General features: G+C 64.5%; 12 protein-coding genes and 1 pseudogene. 6 read left to right on the top strand and 7 right to left on the bottom strand.

What is annotated here, in order from left to right; genetic code table 11:
• Positions 1-237 precede the first annotated feature (237 nt).
• Positions 238-2,448, top strand: a complete 2,211-nt coding sequence (gene katG, locus AC1DQQ_RS03570) for a catalase/peroxidase HPI (RefSeq protein WP_478040474.1) — start codon at positions 238-240, stop codon at positions 2,446-2,448.
• A gap of 101 nt (positions 2,449-2,549) precedes the next feature.
• On the opposite strand, the gene AC1DQQ_RS03565 is transcribed toward katG, so the two are convergent.
• Together AC1DQQ_RS03565 and epsC are read right to left on the bottom strand one after the other, a co-directional pair.
• Positions 2,550-3,851, bottom strand: a complete 1,302-nt coding sequence (locus AC1DQQ_RS03565) for a dicarboxylate/amino acid:cation symporter (RefSeq protein ID WP_478040473.1) — start codon at positions 3,849-3,851, stop codon at positions 2,550-2,552.
• On the bottom strand, positions 3,848-4,825 hold the full coding sequence (epsC, locus tag AC1DQQ_RS03560) for a serine O-acetyltransferase EpsC (protein WP_478040472.1): 978 nt from the start codon (positions 4,823-4,825) through the stop codon (positions 3,848-3,850). Before epsC ends, AC1DQQ_RS03565 begins: the two co-directional genes overlap by 4 nt.
• 227 nt (positions 4,826-5,052) lie before the next feature.
• Between epsC and AC1DQQ_RS03555 the strand changes: the two genes are divergently transcribed.
• Both AC1DQQ_RS03555 and AC1DQQ_RS03550 read left to right on the top strand, forming a co-directional pair.
• On the top strand, positions 5,053-6,438 hold the full coding sequence (locus AC1DQQ_RS03555) for a PQQ-dependent sugar dehydrogenase (RefSeq protein ID WP_478044248.1): 1,386 nt from the start codon (positions 5,053-5,055) through the stop codon (positions 6,436-6,438).
• Positions 6,439-6,633: 195 nt separating this feature from the next.
• Entirely contained in the window at positions 6,634-7,125 is a 492-nt protein-coding gene (locus AC1DQQ_RS03550) for a hypothetical protein (RefSeq protein WP_478028452.1), read from the top strand.
• Positions 7,126-7,134: 9 nt separating this feature from the next.
• On the opposite strand, the gene AC1DQQ_RS03545 is transcribed toward AC1DQQ_RS03550, so the two are convergent.
• Together AC1DQQ_RS03545 and AC1DQQ_RS03540 are read right to left on the bottom strand one after the other, a co-directional pair.
• Positions 7,135-7,437, bottom strand: coding sequence for a polyhydroxyalkanoic acid system family protein (locus AC1DQQ_RS03545; RefSeq protein WP_478044247.1), 303 nt, complete (start codon positions 7,435-7,437; stop codon positions 7,135-7,137).
• 22 nt (positions 7,438-7,459) lie between these two features.
• Entirely contained in the window at positions 7,460-7,876 is a 417-nt protein-coding gene (locus AC1DQQ_RS03540; RefSeq protein ID WP_478040469.1) for a VOC family protein, read from the bottom strand.
• 94 nt (positions 7,877-7,970) lie between these two features.
• Between AC1DQQ_RS03540 and lnt the strand changes: the two genes are divergently transcribed.
• The 3 genes from lnt (at position 7,971) to trmB (ending at position 11,602) form a co-directional block, all read left to right on the top strand.
• Positions 7,971-9,521 carry an apolipoprotein N-acyltransferase gene (lnt, locus tag AC1DQQ_RS03535; RefSeq protein WP_478044246.1) on the top strand — a complete coding sequence of 517 codons (1,551 nt, stop codon included), beginning with the start codon at positions 7,971-7,973 and terminating at the stop codon, positions 9,519-9,521.
• An 80-nt stretch (positions 9,522-9,601) separates the two neighbouring features.
• Positions 9,602-10,813 carry a methionine adenosyltransferase gene (gene metK / locus AC1DQQ_RS03530; protein WP_478028446.1) on the top strand — a complete coding sequence of 404 codons (1,212 nt, stop codon included), beginning with the start codon at positions 9,602-9,604 and terminating at the stop codon, positions 10,811-10,813.
• Between the two features lie 108 nt (positions 10,814-10,921).
• Positions 10,922-11,602 carry a tRNA (guanine(46)-N(7))-methyltransferase TrmB gene (trmB, locus tag AC1DQQ_RS03525; protein WP_478040467.1) on the top strand — a complete coding sequence of 227 codons (681 nt, stop codon included), beginning with the start codon at positions 10,922-10,924 and terminating at the stop codon, positions 11,600-11,602.
• Between the two features lie 195 nt (positions 11,603-11,797).
• On the opposite strand, the gene AC1DQQ_RS03520 is transcribed toward trmB, so the two are convergent.
• The 3 genes and pseudogenes from AC1DQQ_RS03520 to AC1DQQ_RS03510 form a co-directional block, all read right to left on the bottom strand.
• Positions 11,798-12,712, bottom strand: a complete 915-nt coding sequence (locus AC1DQQ_RS03520; protein ID WP_478044245.1) for an arabinan endo-1,5-alpha-L-arabinosidase — start codon at positions 12,710-12,712, stop codon at positions 11,798-11,800.
• A gap of 135 nt (positions 12,713-12,847) precedes the next feature.
• Positions 12,848-15,562, bottom strand: coding sequence for a TonB-dependent receptor (locus tag AC1DQQ_RS03515; protein ID WP_478044244.1), 2,715 nt, complete (start codon positions 15,560-15,562; stop codon positions 12,848-12,850).
• A gap of 420 nt (positions 15,563-15,982) precedes the next feature.
• Positions 15,983-17,020, bottom strand: a pseudogene (locus AC1DQQ_RS03510) (glycoside hydrolase family 43 protein); the annotation flags it as partial.
• Positions 17,021-17,023: the final 3 nt, after the last annotated feature.

Here is a 17,023-nt window from a genome sequence, read left to right as displayed (position 1 = left end):
CTGGCTCAACCATATGCCCGAACCCGATTGTAGGCCGTCTTGCAGCTTTCGCCGACGTGACGAGACTCCACTGATCGATTTTTCCGCTCGCGGAGATCAGATTAACTCATCGCATAAATGATTGCAGCGCTTCGCCACACAAGCCACAACCGCCGAGCGAGCCGCGAGCCGGCTGCGCACCCGATCCGATAGAGTCCCAGCGCCGGTCGCACCGGCGCGAACGAGAGGAAGAACGAGATGGATGCTGTAACCGAAGGTAGCCCGCTGAGCGATCCGAACAAGGAACCCGCGGCGCTGCGCAGCTTGCTCGGCCGAACCAACCGCGACTGGTGGCCCAATCATCTCTCGCTCGACATCCTTCACCAGAAGGGGATCAGTGGCAATCCGATGGGCGACGACTTCGATTATGCGAAGGAATTCAAGTCGCTCGACCTCGCCGCAGTCAAGCGCGACCTGACCGCGCTGATGACCGACAGCCAGCCCTGGTGGCCGGCCGATTACGGGCATTACGGTCCGTTCTTCATCCGCATGGCATGGCATTCGGCGGGCACGTATCGCACCGGCGACGGCCGCGGCGGCGCCAATGCCGGACAGCAGCGCTTCGCTCCGCTCAATTCCTGGCCGGACAACGGAAATCTCGACAAGGCACGCCGCCTGCTGTGGCCGATCAAGCAGAAATATGGCCGCAAGCTCAGCTGGGCCGACCTGATGATCCTGGCCGGCAACGTCGCGATCGAATCGATGGGCGGCCCGGTGTTCGGCTTTGGCGGCGGCCGCGCGGACGTGTGGGAACCCGAACGCGACATCTATTGGGGCACCGAGGAGGAATGGGTCGGCAGCGCCAACAGCAAAACCCGCATCGACGAGGAAGAAGGCCGCGCGCTGGAAAGCCCGCTCGCCGCGATCCAGATGGGCCTGATCTACGTCAATCCGGAAGGACCGGGCGGCGTGCCCGATCCGCTCAAGTCGGCCCGCGACATCCGCGAAACCTTTTACCGCATGGGCATGAACGACGAGGAGACCGCAGCGCTGACCGCCGGCGGCCACACCTTCGGCAAGGCGCATGGCGCGGGCGATGCCAGCCTGGTCGGTGCCGAGCCGGAAGGCGCCGACATCGCGCAACAGGGTCTCGGCTGGCAGTCGGGGCATGAGAGCGGGATCGGTGACCATACCATCACCTCGGGTATCGAGGGCGCCTGGACGCCGACGCCTACGACCTGGGACATGTCGTTCTTCGACATGCTGCTCGACCATGACTACGAGCTGGTGAAGAGCCCCGCCGGCGCGAAACAGTGGCAGCCGGTCGGCAATCCCGAAGAGACGCTGGCGCCCAAGGCGCATACGCCCGGCGTCCGCGTGCCGACGATGATGACCACCGCCGACATGGCGCTCAAGATGGATCCCGAATACCGCAAGGTGATGGAGAAATTCCGCGCCGACCCGGCCTATTTCGCGGACGCCTTCGCCCGCGCCTGGTTCAAATTGTGTCATCGCGACATGGGGCCCAAGGCGCGCTACCTCGGCCCCGACGTTCCCGCCGAGAATCTGATCTGGCAGGACCCGATCCCCGCCGGTCCGCGGCTGAGCGATGGCGACGTCGCAACGCTCAAGGGCAAGATCGCCGATTCGGGTCTAAGCGTCGCGCAGCTCGTGAAGACCGCCTGGGCCTCCGCCTCGACCTGGCGCGGGTCGGATCATCGTGGTGGCGCCAACGGCGCGCGTATTCGCTTCGCGCCGCAAAAGGACTGGGAGGTCAACGAGCCGGCCGAGCTCGCCAAGGTGCTCCAGGTCTATCAGCGCATCCAGGCCGATTTCGGCGGCGCGGCCAAGGTCAGCATCGCCGACCTGATCGTGCTCGGTGGTAATGTCGGCGTCGAGCAGGCCGCAAGGGCTGCCGGCCGCAGCGTGACGGTGCCATTCACCAGCGGCCGCGGCGACGCGACCGCCGAACAGACCGATGCGGAAGGCTTCGCGGTACTCGAGCCGCGCGTCGACGGCTTCCGCAATTATCTGCAGGTCCGGTTCAACGTGCCCACCGAGGAATTGCTGGTCGATCGCGCCCAGTTGCTCGGGCTGAGCGCGCCGGAAATGACCGTGCTGGTCGGCGGCCTGCGTGTGCTCGGCACTAATCATGGTGGCTCGAAGCATGGCGTGTTCACCGACCGGCCGGGCCAGCTGACCAATGACTTCTTCGTCAACTTGCTCGATATGGCGACCGCTTGGCGACAGATCGACGACAGCGCCGACGAAGAGTTCGAGGGCAATGACCGCCATACCGGCCAGCGCAAATGGACCGGCACGCGGACCGATTTGGTGTTCGGCTCGAACTCGCAGCTGCGCGCTCTGTCCGAAGTCTATGCCTCGGCCGATGCCGGCGACCAGTTCGTCGACGAATTCGTCAAGGCCTGGGCCAAGGTGATGAACGCCGATCGCTACGACCTTATCTAAGGTCAAACAGTCCCGCCTGGCCGTATCGGCCGGGCGAACAGAGCCGCCGGTGCCCCCTCCCCCTTGGCGCCGGCGGCTTTTGTTTTGACGACATGCCGCTCCTACGCGACCGCCTCAGTGCCGATCGGCAGGGGCAAACCGCGAAAGGCTGCCTCGTCCAATATACCCGCACGCTTCGCCACGATGGTCGGCACCAATGCCTGGCCCGCCACGTTGACCGCGGTGCGGCCCATGTCGAGGATAGGATCGATCGCCAGCAACAGACCCGCGCCCTCGAGCGGGAGGCCCAGGGTCGAGAGCGTCAACGTCAGCATCACCGTCGCTCCGGTGAGCCCGGCGGTCGCCGCGGATCCGATCACCGAGACAAAGGCGATTAAGCCATAGTCGCCAAGGTGCAGCGGAATGCCGTAGAATTGCGCCACGAAGATCGCCGAGACCGCAGGATAGATCGCCGCGCACCCGTCCATCTTGGTGGTGGCGCCCAGCGGTACCGCGAAGGCGGCATAAGCTTGCGGCACGCCCAGCCGCCGCTCCGTCACGTCCTCGGTCACCGGCAAGGTTCCGACCGACGAGCGCGACAGGAAACCGAGCTGGATCGCCGGCCAAGCAGCCGCGAAAAAGCGCAGCGGATTGAGCCCGTTGGCCACCAGGATCGTCGGATAGACCAGCAGCAGGACGATCGCGAGACCGGCATAGACCGCGATCGCGAATGCCCCGAGCGACGATAGCGCATCCCAGCCATAGCGAACCAGTGCATCGGCGATCAGCGCCGCGCTGCCGATCGGCGTGAGCGCGATCACCCAGCGCAGCAACCGACGGAAGATCGCCAGTGCGGACGCGTTGAACGCTAGAAACGCCTCGCCGGTCTCGCCGATCCTGACCGCGGCCGCGCCGACCGCGAGCGCGGCGACGATCACTTGCAGCACGTTGAACGACACCGCAGTCGAGGCGACGCCATCGGTCACCGTGGTCGATGCGCCCAGCCCCAGCGCGTTGGCGGGGACCAGCCCTTTGAGGAAATCGAGCCAGGATCCGGTCGTGCCGGGCGCCTTGGCAGCGCCGGCGGCGACCGATGCATGCAGCCCCGGCTGGATCGCCAGCCCGAGAAGGATGCCGATCGCGACCGCGATCAGCGCGGTGACCGCGAACCACAATAAGGTCCGGGAAACCAGCGCAGCGGCATTTTCCAGCGTGCGCAACGCCGCGACCGAGGCGACGATCGCGGTGAACACCAATGGCGGCACCAGCGCCTTGAGCAATTGGACGAAGATCTGGCCGATCGTGTGCGCCGTCTCGCCGATCGCCGCACTACCCAGCCAGCGCGCAAGTAGGCCGACCGCCACGCCGGCAGCCATGCCGATCAGCACTTGCGCGCCGAACGTGAGTTTGATCCGCGTGCTCACGATGCCACCCTCCGCGCCGGCGGCCGGGCGCGGGCCAGCGCGTCGCCGAGCGCATCGGCCTCCGCGCCGTGCAGCCGAATGGCGCCCGGCTGGACGATCACGCTTTCGGGCGGGACATCGTCGAGCAGCCAGACATTGCCGCCGATGGTCGAGCCGCGGCCGATCGTCACGCGGCCGAGGATCGTCGCGCCGGCGTAGATGACGACATCGTCCTCGACGATCGGGTGCCGCGCATAACGTTCGCGCGGCGCCGTGCTCGCGTCCCATAACGGGCTGCGCGCGCCCAGCGTGACATGCTGATAGAGCCGGACATTCGATCCGATGATCGACGTCTCGCCGATCACCACGCCGGTTCCATGGTCGATGAAGAAGCGCGGTCCGATCGCGGCGCCAGGATGGATATCGATGCCGGTCCGCGCATTGGCGAGTTCCGAAATCGACCGCGCGACGATCGCCGCGCCCAATGTGTGGAGTTCGTGCGCGATACGGTGATGCAGCGTCGCAATCGCGCCGGGATAGCTCACCAGGATCTCGTCCACGCTGCGCGCGGCGGGATCGCCGATAAAGGCGGCGTCGATATCGCTGTCGATCAATGCCCGGATGTCGGCCAGGGTCGCCGCGAAATGCCGGATGAGCGTGGAGGCATGATCGTCGTCGAACGGCGCCGCGCTCTCCAACTGCCAATAAGCGATTTCGGCGTCGATCTCCTGTCGCAGGATATCGAGCCCGTCCGTCAGGCGCGCGGCGACGAAGGCGTCCTCCTGCTCAGGCCCGCCGCGAAACCCGCCGAGACGGCGCGGGTACAGGGCTGCGGACAGATCGCGGATTACCTGCGCCAATGCTTCGGGTGACGGAAACCGCACGGCCGGCGGTTGGCGGCGCGCACGCGATTTGAGCCGCGCATCGCGCAAGTCGGCAACGACGCCCTGGATGAATTCCGCCGACACGTCGTCGATCAAATTTCCGGCCACCATCGCAACGCCACCACCGTTCAACAAGGGAAGCGGCCCGGCTGCTAGGGGACGGCCGGGCCGCAGTTTGTGTCCAGGGAGCGGACCGCCTCTACCTAATCCATAGTATTTTGATGGGAAATACAGCTCTGCTTGCCATAGCCCAAGGATCGCTTGTGCGGTGGGGGGATTGTCCCGCCGCGCGATGGGATAACATTGCCCCCGCCCCCAGCCGTCATTATCCTGCCGTTATGCGCCAGCGAATCCTGATCGGTCTTGCCCTCGTCCTCATCCTGGTGGGCGGCCTCTATCTCTATTTTGCCCAACCCGATGAAGCGCGGCTCAGCATCGCGGCGGTCAGCGGCAGCCGGCCCGACATCACGCCGGCGCGGGCACAGATCTGGCCGACGATCAAGGTCGCCGACGCGGTGGGGTGGAAACAGGGGGAGATGCCGACGGCAGCGGCCGGGCTCAAGGTCAACGCCTTCGCCTCGGGGCTCGACCATCCCCGCTGGCTCTACCGCCTGCCCAATGGCGACGTGCTGGTCGCCGAGACCAATTCGCCGCCACGCAAGGGCGGCGGGATCGCCGGCTGGGTGATGAACTATCTGCTCGACAAAGGCGGCGCCGGCGTGCCCTCGGCCAACCGCATCACCTTGCTGCGCGACGCGAATGGCGACGGCGTAGCCGAGATCAAGCAACCGTTCCTGACCGGGCTCAACTCGCCCTACGGCATGGCGCTGCTCGGCCCGTACCTCTACGTCGCCAATACCGATGCGCTGGTGCGCTATCCCTTCACCCCGGGCCAGACCAGGATCGACTCCAAGCCCGAGACGGTGATCAAATATCCGGGCGGCGGCAATCATTGGGCGCGCAACGTCATCGTCGCCGAAGACGGCAAGACGTTGTACCTGGCGGTGGGATCGTCGAGCAACATCGCCGACAATGGCCTGGACGCGGAGAAATTTCGCGCCAACATCCTTCAGGTCTATCCCGACACCAAGACCTTCCGCATCTATGCCGCCGGCATTCGCAACGCCAACGGCATGGCGCTCGAGCCCAGGACCAAGGCGTTGTGGGCGGCGGTCAACGAACGCGACTTGCTCGGCTCCGACAGCCCGCCCGATTATTTGAGCGCGGTGGAAGCCGGTGACAATTTCGGCTGGCCATGGTTCTATTGGGGCGGCTATCCCGACCACCGCGTGAAGCCGGAAAATCCCGGGCTGCAAGAATATGTGAAGCGTCCCGATTACGCCTTGGGCCCGCATGTGGCGGCGCTGGGGCTGGCCTTCGCCGACGAGGCGCGGCTTGGCCCGCAATTCGCCGACGGCGCCTTTATCGGCGAACATGGATCGTGGAACCGCCAGCCGGTGTCGGGTTACCGCGTCATCTATGTACCGTTCGGCGATAATGGCTTTCCCACCAAGGGAGCGAAAGCGGTCGACGTGCTGTCGGGATTCCTCGACGCCAAGGGTCAGGCGCGCGGTCGTCCGGTCGGCGTGACGTTCGATGCGACGGGTTCATTGCTGGTGGCGGACGATGTCGGCAACGTCATCTGGCGGGTGAGCTCGGCGACGCCCGTTCCGGCGCCTTCGCCTTCGCCGAGCGCGGTGGCGACTCCGAAAGCGCCTCGCTAGGTTTTATAAGGGGCGGGCTGCAACTGGCCCCCCGACCGCGCAGCCCGCACACCCGTACGACACCGAAGGGTCCACGCTTCGACGCGTATCTTTTCCCTCGATTCCGTTGCTTTACACCAACTTGCCCGATTCATGCGTTGACGATTGTATCTTAACTGCCCAAAATGGGTCACTGCGGGGGCGGGAGTGAGTCATATGGCTGCTGGCGACCGCGTTGCTACGGTTCCCGAGGGCATGAGCGATCACTGGCGCACCGCCATGTTCGCGCTGACCAATTTGTTCTTGTCGATGCACCACACCTTCACCGGGCATGACGGCGAAAGCCCGACCGCCGTGCTGATCTATTGCACGGTATCGGTCGGCAACATCCAGAAATTGATGCGCGAACGCAGCGTGCCACGCGAGTATACGGCAACCGCAATACTGCCGCGCGAATGGGTCGTGCCGATGTCGCGCAGCGCGATCGCCGCCGCGACCGGGCTGGCGAGGGAGACAGTGCGCCGCCACGTCGCGCAAATGATCGAGTCCGGGCTGTTGATCGAGGATCCGCGCGGCGGCGTGACGGTGGTGCCCGGTGCCATCCAGACCCGTGCGCTCGAGCCGTTGCTGGAAACTTTGGTCACCGAATTCTCACGCACCGCGGACGCGCTGCTGCGCGCCGGGGTGATCGAAGTTCAGACGTCCTGACGAGCAAGTTTATTCAAGCAATTTAGGCGCTTCCTTGGCGAGCTTCGCGCGGATGCGGTCGGCGAACAGCGCCAGGAATGGCGGCAGGTCCACGGTCGCGATCACTCGGTCGCCGCGCACGTCCAGACTGGAGACGACGCGCTGCCCCATCGCCGCGACGGTGAAATGGAGCACGTCAGCCGTCCAGTGATGCTCGACCTCGGCCCCGCCGGGAAACCAGCCCGACAATTTGCCGATGCCCGCATCGACTCGCCGCCGCGCCTCTGCCAGCCCCAATTTGTGCGATACCTCGACAACGATCGGATCGCTCATGTCGCGAAGAATCCCGCCGTGTTCATGTGGCAAACAATTGCGCGTCATCGGCGAACGCCTTGAACTCCAGCGCGTTCCCCGACGGGTCGAGGAAGAACATCGTCGCCTGTTCGCCGGGCTGGCCGACGAAGCGAATATGCGGCTCGATTCCGAAGGTGATTCCGGCCGCCTTTACCCGGTCGGCCAATGTCCGCCACGCGTCCATCGTCAGCACGACGCCGAAATGCGGCACCGGCACGTCGTGACCGTCCACGGGGTTGGACACCACGACGGGTTTCGCCGTGGGATCCAGATGCGCCACGATCTGGTGTCCGAACAAGTCGAAGTCGATCCAGCTGTCCGAACTGCGCCCCTCGGGACAGCCCAGCGTCCCGCCGTAAAAGGCGCGCGCGGCGGCGAGATCGTGAACGGGAAAAGCGAGGTGGAAGGGTCGGAGCATGTCTTCTAGCTACCGCCCGCAGAGCCAAACGTCACCCCGGACTTGTCGATTGGGGCTAGCGCGCTTCGTCATTTCGCAGCCATAGCGCGAGGCGATGCGTCGTCTCCTCCCGTTCCTGCCACTCGCGCTCGGCGCCGTATCCGCGTTCGGCTTCGCGCCGTGGAACTGGTGGCCGCTGACCTTGGCCGGGTTTGCGGTCTGGTTGCTCCTCATCCATGGTGCCGGCTCGATTAGACAGGTCTTGGGAATGGGCTGGCTGTTCGGGCTCGGCCATTTCGCCGTCGCCAATTTGTGGATTCAACAGCCGTTCGAATTTCAGGACGCGATGCCGCCTTGGCTCGGCTATCTCGCGGTGGTCCTGGTCGCGGCCTATCTCGCTCTCTTCCCAATGCTTGCCGCCGGCCTCGCCTGGCGGCTCGCGAGCCCGGCGGCGAAAGGCGATCAGGCGCCGCGCGTCGACACGGCATTCGTGCTGGTCGCGGGCGTTGCCTGGATCGCGACCGAATATCTGCGCGGGACCATGTTCACCGGCTATCCGTGGGATCCGCTGGCGGCGACCTGGATGTCAGCCGGACATTTGGCGAACCTGGCAGCCTATGTCGGCACCTATGCGCTCTCGGGGCTGGTGGTGGTCGCCAGCGGCTGTCTGCTGGTCGTCATCGTCGACCGACGTGCTTACCTTCCGATGTTAATCCTGCTTGCGCTGATATTCTGTGCGCCAGCCTTCGTTGGAGGTGATCCGCCCGTCGTAGCAAATGTCCGCATCGTGCAGCCGGACTTGCCCGAGGAAGCGAAACCGACCGCCGATTACGCCGAAGCAAATTTCCAGGCACTCGCCCGCCTGTCCGGAAAACCCAATCCCGACCATCCACGCCTGATCCTGTGGCCCGAAGGCGCAATCCGCTTCCCCGTCGAGGACGGTTATCCACGCTATGTCTACGACCTGATGGGAAGCGCGCAGACCGCGCGCATCCGGATGGCCTCGCTACTTGGCGACCATGACGCCATCCTGACGGGTACGCAGGGCATGTATTTCGACAAGCGTACCGAGAATATGATCGCTGCGACCAATTCGATCGCGGTGATCGGACCCGACGCCCAACTCCACGGCCGCTACGACAAGGCGCATCTGGTGCCCTATGGCGAATATCTGCCGATGCGCCCTGTGCTCGAGGCGATCGGCTTGTCGCGGCTCGTCCCCGGCGATGTCGATTTCATTCCCGGACCGGGCCCGCGGACCATGACTATCCCCGGCTTCGGCAAGGTCGGCATGCTGATCTGCTATGAAGTGATCTTCTCCGGCCATGTCGTCGACCCGGCCAATCGACCCGACTTCATCTTCAACCCATCCAACGACGCCTGGTTCGGTACGCTGGGCCCGCCCGCGCACCTCGCCCAGGCGCGCTTGCGCGCGATTGAGGAAGGCCTGTCGATCGTCCGCGCGACGCCGACCGGTATCTCGGCGATCATCGACCCCGATGGCGCCGTCCGCCAGAGCATCCCGATGGGCCAGGCCGGCGCGATCGAGGGCAGCGTCATGCGCGGCTCCCCCACCCTCTTCTCGCGCCTCGGCAATTGGATGGCGCTGATCGTCTCGGCGATTCTGCTCATTTGCGCGATTGCCATCCGGCGGCTCGCTCGCTAGGACCCGCAGCCTCATATAAGGAAAGCTTTATATGGGCATGGCAACGGCCCGGCTTTCCGCCAGACCCCAGAGGAAACTCAATGCGTTCCAATTATCTCTTCACGTCCGAATCGGTCTCCGAGGGCCATCCCGACAAGGTCGCCGACCAGATTTCCGACGCCATCGTCGACCTGTTCCTGTCGAAAGACCCCGAAGCGCGCATCGCTTGCGAGACGCTGACCACCACGCAGCTGGTCGTGCTGGCCGGTGAAATCCGCGGCAAGGGCATCATGGACGAGGCCGGTAACTGGGCACCCGGCGTTCGCGACGAGGTCGAGAAGGCGGTCCGCGATACCGTGAAGCGGATCGGCTACGAACAGGACGGCTTCCACTGGGAAACCTTCCGCTTCGAGAACAACCTCCACCCGCAATCGGCGCATATCGCGCAGGGCGTGGACGCCAGCGGCAACAAGGACGAAGGCGCCGGCGACCAGGGTATCATGTTCGGCTATGCCGCCAACGATACGCCGGACCTGATGCCGGCGACGCTCTATTACAGCCACAAGATTCTCGAGCAGATGGCGGCCGACCGCCACTCCGGCAAGGCGCCGTTCCTCGAGCCTGACGCCAAGAGCCAGGTCACGCTGCGCTATGAAGGCAGCAAGCCCGTCGCCGCCACCGCGATCGTCGTCTCGACCCAGCATGGCAAGGGCTATGACGAAGGCGAGAAGGAAGCCGAGCTTCACGCTTATGTGAAGCAGGTCGTCGCCGACGTGATCCCCGCAGGCCTGCTCAGCGACGAGACCGTCTATCACATCAACCCGACCGGTAGCTTCGAGATCGGCGGCCCCGATGGCGACGCCGGCCTGACCGGCCGCAAGATCATCGTCGACACCTATGGCGGCGCCTCGCCGCACGGCGGCGGCGCGTTCAGCGGCAAGGATCCGACCAAGGTCGATCGTTCGGCGGCCTATATCACCCGCTATCTGGCGAAGAACATCGTCGCGGCCGGCCTCGCCCAGCGCGTGACGATCCAGCTGGCCTATGCGATCGGCGTGTCGAAGCCGCTATCGCTCTATGTCGATACGCATGGCACCGGCACGGTCGAGGACGACAAGCTGGAAGCGGCGATCGGCAAGATCGAGAAGCTGGGCGGCCTGACCCCGCGCGGCATCCGCACGCATCTCGGCCTCAACAAGCCGATCTATGCGCGCACCGCGGCGTACGGTCACTTCGGCCGCAAGCCCGAAGGTGACTTCTTCCCGTGGGAGCGCACCGACCTGGTCGACGACCTCAAGGCCGCACTGGCCTGATCCTGATCCGATCAACGGATCACGCAAGGGCCGGGGAGCGATCCCCGGCCCTTCTTCGTTGGCGGCGCCGATTGGCTTTCGACACATCTGGTTCTAGGCGGGCCCACAATGAACGATCCGACCACCATCCGGCGCCTCTACGGCCGGCGCCAGGGACATAAATTGCGCCAGGGCCAGTCGGCCTTGGTTGAACAGCTGCTGCCCGCCGTCGAGGTCCCGGAAACCGGTCCGCTCGACGCGCGCACCTTGTTCGGTGATGATCGCCCGCTCGAGCTGGAGATCGGGTTTGGCGCCGGCGAGCATCTCGCGGGCCAGGCAGCGGCGCGGCGCGATCACGGTTTCATCGGCTGCGAGCCCTTCCTCAACGGCGTGGTCGGCGCGCTCGGCCATATCCGCGATCAGGGCCTGGAGAATGTCCGCCTGCACATGGGCGACGCGCTCGATGTGCTCGAGCGGCTGCCCGACGCCAGTCTGACCCGCGTCTACCTCCTCCATCCCGATCCCTGGCCCAAGGCGCGTCACGCCAAGCGCCGGATGGTCAATGACGGCCCGCTCGACCTGATCGCCGCCAAGCTCAAACCTGGCCATGAATTCCGGTTGGGTACCGACGATCCGACCTATTGCCGCTGGGCGATGATGGTGATGAACCGCCGCCACGACTTCGTCTGGACCGCGCAGGCGCCGCGCGATTTTCTGACCCGCCCCGACGACTGGCCCGAGACGCGCTACGAACGCAAGGCGCGACGGCAAGGACATGAGGTCTGGTATTTCACGTACATCAGAGTGTAATATTTTGTCAGAACCGCGGGTTGAAGACTGTCAGCAGGGGGAAAGTTGAACCGAGCAAGCCGACACCGCGATTGGCGCCAGTACCCTTCATCGCTCGGGTGTCGACCTAACCGTCCGCAATGCGCCTCAGTCGCGGTCTTCGATGCCGCATGAAACGTCCTTGAAAGCCGTCGTCGCTCAGTCGACCAGCCGACGCTAGTGCGCCACGGGCCAACCGTCAGCCGTCCATCCAAGCGCCTGGATTCTCAACGTCGGGACACCTTTGTTCCGCGCGTCGTAGGCGTGATAGACGAGAAAGTCGCGTCCGCCGTCAGCCAGGATGGCGACGTGCCCCGGTCCTCGCCACCGGCCGCTCGGATCGAGCTTGGCGTGAAGCACGATCTGACCATATCCTTTGCTCATCGGCTTGCCGTCATAGTCCAGATACGGCCCCGTCACGTCCTTCGATCGACCGACCACGGTGTAATAGCTGCTGTCGGACCCTCGGCAGCAGAAATCGTAGGATGCGAACAGGTAATGATAGCCGCCGCGGGCAATTAGGAAGGGTGCTTCCACCGCGTCCGGATTCGGCCGCCGGATCAAGGAATATATCGTCTTGTCTTCGACCGACGCCAGTCCCGTTGCAGGATCGAGCCGCACCATCTTGATCCCCGTCCAGAAGCTGCCGAACGTCAGCCACGATCGGCCATCGCCGTCGGTGAAAACGTTGGGGTCGATCGCGTTGAAATCGTCGGCGCGGGTCGAGCGGACCACCAGTCCCCGATCGGTCCAGCCCTTGCCCGGCGCGGCAGGATCAAGTGCCGGCGAAGTGGCAAGGCCAATCGCCGAGACGTTACTGCCGAACGACGACACGGCGTAGTATAACCGATACTGACCGCCGCTATAGGAGATGTCCGGCGCCCAAAGCCCGCGCGCGGACGGGATCATCCGCCTCGCCCAATCCGGCACCGCGTCGAACACGGTTCCTGCCCGCCGCCAGCTGAGCAAATCCTTGGAGGTGCGGATCGGAATCTGTCCCCCGTCATCGGGCCGGGTGGTGCTGAATACGTAAAAGGTGTCGCCGGCCTTGATGATCGCCGGATCATGCACGCCAGTGATATCGCCGGTCATGTGGTCCGCGATTATGCCAGCCGGCGCGGGTCTTTGCTCGCTGAGAGCTGCGGACGCCCCCACCCACAGCAGCACGACGGTTGCCAACGAAAGGCCCGACCGGATCGACAGGCGCCTCATTGCCAACCTCTCGCGTCAGAACTTGAAGCGCAGCCCACCGCCGAAAGTGCGATCATATTGGCGAGTGTCGCGGGGCTCGAAGGTCGTGGTCCCGAAATTGTCGTGGTAGGTTTCGCCCAGCAGGTTGGTCGCATCGACCGTGATGGTGATGTTCTTGTTGATCGCGTAGCTGGCAGAGAAATCGAGAAAGGCGACCGGCGAGACAACCACACGCCCGCCTGCGAAAGCGTCCGAATAGCTATCGGTATAGCGGCTGCGCCAATTGTAGGCGAGGCGGGCCGAGAGTCCGTACTTTTCGTAGATCGCAACGAGGTTGTAGGAATATTTCGACAGCGGCACGATGTCGCGGCGCACGCCCGTGACCGGATCGTTCACGTGCCCGTCCGAATAAGTGAAGCTGGCCTGCGCGCCGAAGCCGCTCAACGGCCCGGGCAGGAAATCATAGAATTGCGTGTAGGATATTTCGACACCCTTCAATTGACCACCGCTGGTGTTGCGCGGGCGGGTCACCAGAAAGGTCTGAAGCGTGCCGTTCGAGGCGACCAGCTGCTCCGCCGCGGAGTCGCTCTGGATGTAGCCATCGAGCTTCTTGTAGAAGCCGGCGACCGTGAACGAGCCTGTGCGCGAAAAGTACCATTCCGCGGTCAGGTCGATATTGGTCGACTTGACGTCGCGAAGGTCGGCATTCCCGCCCGAGGCCGTGCCGTAGAATCCTTGATTGCCCGTCGCTCCCGTTTCGACCTGGCTGATCGCCGGATTGAGCGCCGCGAATTGCGGCCGAAGGATCGCCTTTCCAGCGACCGCCCGCAGAACGATTTGGTCGGTCGGGCGAAGCTTGAGCGTCAAGCTGGGCAACCAGTCCAATTGGTTGCGCTTGCCGTTGATCGGGGACAGCACGGTTTGCGCCGGCGAGGTCGGCGTGGCGGCCAGGTTCGTCACCCGAATTGCGTTCAAGTCGGTCGCCGTATTGACGGCGCGGACGCCAATCGTGCCCTCGAACGGCATCGATCCGAGATCGGCCCCGAACTGGGCTTGGGCGTAGGCGGCGAACACACGTTCCTTCAGCGAGAAGACCTGCGCGGGGTCGAACGCGGGTGCTCCGGCCGGCCGGCCGGCAAGCGCCCGCAACGTGTCGATATTGCCGCGGATCCAGCTGCTGGAGGTCAACGCGAAGCCGTCGATGCCCACCCGGCCGTCAATGATGTTGTCCGACGAATTTGTCGAAAAGTTCGCGTAATTCGCCGTCGGCGTGAAGCCCAGCCCGTAGCCGCCCGTCGGCGTGCCGGCCGAATTGCCAGTGCGTTCGGCGTAGCGCGCGCCGATCTTGAAGTTCTTGAGGAAACCGCCGTTGAAGGTGTGGAGAACGTCCGCATGCGCCGCATATTGCTCGCTGGTCGCGACATTGGCGTTATCGAATAGTGTGAAGAAGTTGAGGTTTGCCGGGTTCCTGATGTCGAACCCGTTGAAATTGACGCTCGGCGTCCGGTCGCTGTCGAAATTATAGTCGATCCGGGGAACCACAAAGGCGGTATCGACGACATATTGCCGACTGGTCACCTTGCTCTTGTTGTAGGTGATCTCGCCCGACAGCACCGTGTCGCCGGTCGTGTAGCGCGTCCCGAAGTTCGCCTGATATCCATCGGTGACCTGATGAAAGGTCTGCTTGCTGGTGATCGTAAAGTTGTTGACCGTGGTGATCGTGTGCGCAACGGGGCCACCGGTATCGCTTCCGGCCGAACCATCCTGAACGCTGGTGACCGTCACGCCCCCGGCCTTGGGCAGCCCGACGAAGAAGTCGACGTCATAGTCCTGGCGATACCCCGTATAGAGACCATCCAGGTAGAATTCGAGGTTGGGGGTCGGCCGCCACTGCAGCGCGACGCTGACGGACGGGCGGGTGCGATTGCCGTCGGTGACAAGGCCGCCCACCGTGTCGGGAATCCGGGTCGGATCCGTCCCTGACAGCGGATTGAAGCCGAAGTTGAAAGCGGTCTGATCCTCGTACTTGCGATTGTTGTACGAGGCCGCAACCAGGATACCGAACTCCCCGATTCCGGTCGTCCAACGGTCGCTGATCAGGCCGCTGAGGATGTAGCTGCCCTTGCCGCGCTGGTCCGAATAGATCCCGCGCGCGCCGCCGGCGATCTGCAATCCGTCAAAGTCGAACGGCCGCCGCAACCGGATGTCGATCGTGCCCGAAACGCTGCCCTCGATCTGTTCGGGCAGGTTGGTCTTGTAGACATCGACACCAGCAACCAGCTCCGCCGGAATGTCCTGCAACGCGACGCCCCGGCCGGTGCCGGTAAACGTCTCACGTCCGTTGATCAGCGTCTCGATGTCGGGCAGGCCGCGGACCAACACCGTTCCGACCTCGCCGCCGCTGCGCGAAACCTGGATACCAGTCACGCGCTGCAAGGCGTCGGACACGGTATTGTCAGGCAATTTGCCGATATCCTCGGCGACGATCGAGTCGACCACCTGCGAAGCGTTGCGCTTGATCGCCTGCGCACCCTGAAGGCTGGCGCGGACGCCGGTGACGACGATATCCTTGTCAGCGCCGTTGGCGGCGGCGGCATCGCCGGGGGCCGCGCCACCCGCGGGAGTTCCGGTCTGATCTTCAGTCGTGCCCGCCTGGCCGGGCTGCTGGGATTGCGCTTGCGCCGAGGCATTCGCCGCCGCGAACAACGCGAAGATGGAAACCGATGCTAAGATGAAAGGCTTGGGTGCCACGTGATCCTCCCCCAGAGATGGCAATGGGATGCGTTCTGACGACGCTAATTACTCCGACATAAATAAGTCGAGTCGCGCCGGTTCGCAAGCGGAATGTTGCGGCTTTCGGTGTTTCACGAGCGGACCGCCGAATCGCCGCACGTTAATCGCTCCGACTAGAGCGCGCTGCGAATGGGCGCATTTCGGCTATTCGCGGTGAAGAGCGTGTCGCGCTCGGCAGGACCAGGCGCCCGAGCGGCAGCATGTCGGCGTCGAGCCAGCGGCCTATAGGCGCTGCACTTCTCCACGCAGGGCTAGTTGCGCCTCGATCAGCGGCCATTCATCCCAGATATCGTCGGACATCCGCCACATCTTCGCCCGGGCGCAAAATGGGCAGCGCAAGCGACCGGGGTCTCGCCGGGCGAGAGGAGAGGATCATCGCCGCGATCGCAACGGGCCATTGGCGACCGGCACGCCGAAATCGGGTGTGCCGTCGGCGTGGTACCGGAAATATTGCATCCGCGTATCGCGATTGGGGTCGAACAGCGGGTCGCCCGTGATCTTCTCATAATCGCGCCCGTGATAGACGAGGACGTCGCGTCCGCGCTCATCAACGGTGAAACTGTTATGCCCGGGGCCGAACACCTTGTTCTCGCGCGAGGTCTTGAAGACCGGCACGGGCGACTTGGTCCAGTTCGCCGGGTCCATGATGTCGGCGGCGTCGCGGCAGGAGAGCATCCCCATGCAATAGCGCGCGTCGGTCGCGCTCGCGGAATAGGTCATGAACAGCCGGCCGTTTCGCGCGAGCACCGCCGGCGCCTCGTTGACTTTGAACCCCTGCACTTCCCAGTCGAGCGTCGGGACCGATAGCCGTGCAGGCTTGGCCGCAAGCGTCAGCGGGGTTGCGAGGGGCGCGATATAGAGGTTGGAATTGGTCTCGATCCCCGGCTCGCGCTGCGCCCAGGCGAGATAGCGCCTGCCGCGATGGACGAAGCTCGTCGAATCGAGCGTGAAAGTATCCCACGCCGTTTGCAGTTGGCCGAGCACCGACCATTTGCCCGTCATCGGGTCCGCGCCGTCGCATTCGATCGCGTAGGTGCGGATGCGGAACACGTCCTCGCCGCCACCGCTGGGTCCTGCGGCGAAATACATGACCCACTTACCGTCGATCAGGTGTAATTCCGGCGCCCAGATGAAGCCGGACATCGGTCCGCTGGCGAGATGCCGCCACAGCACCGCTTCACGTGCCGTGGAGAGGCCCTCCAACGTCCGCGACCGGCGCAGGACGAGCCGGTCATATTCGGGAACTGACCCGGTCATGTAATACCAGCCATCGTGGTGGCGAAACACCTGGGCGTCAGCCCGCTGCCTGACGACCGGATTGACAATCGTCGGCGCGGATGAGGTTCGGGCGAAGGCGGGTACGGCGGAAGTGGCGGCGGCCGCCGCCAGGAAATTACGCCGGGAAAGCTCTTGCATCAC

This window comes from Sphingomonas sp. P4_G3, from assembly GCF_056401105.1.
This window is presented reverse-complemented; position numbering and strand designations above follow the sequence as displayed.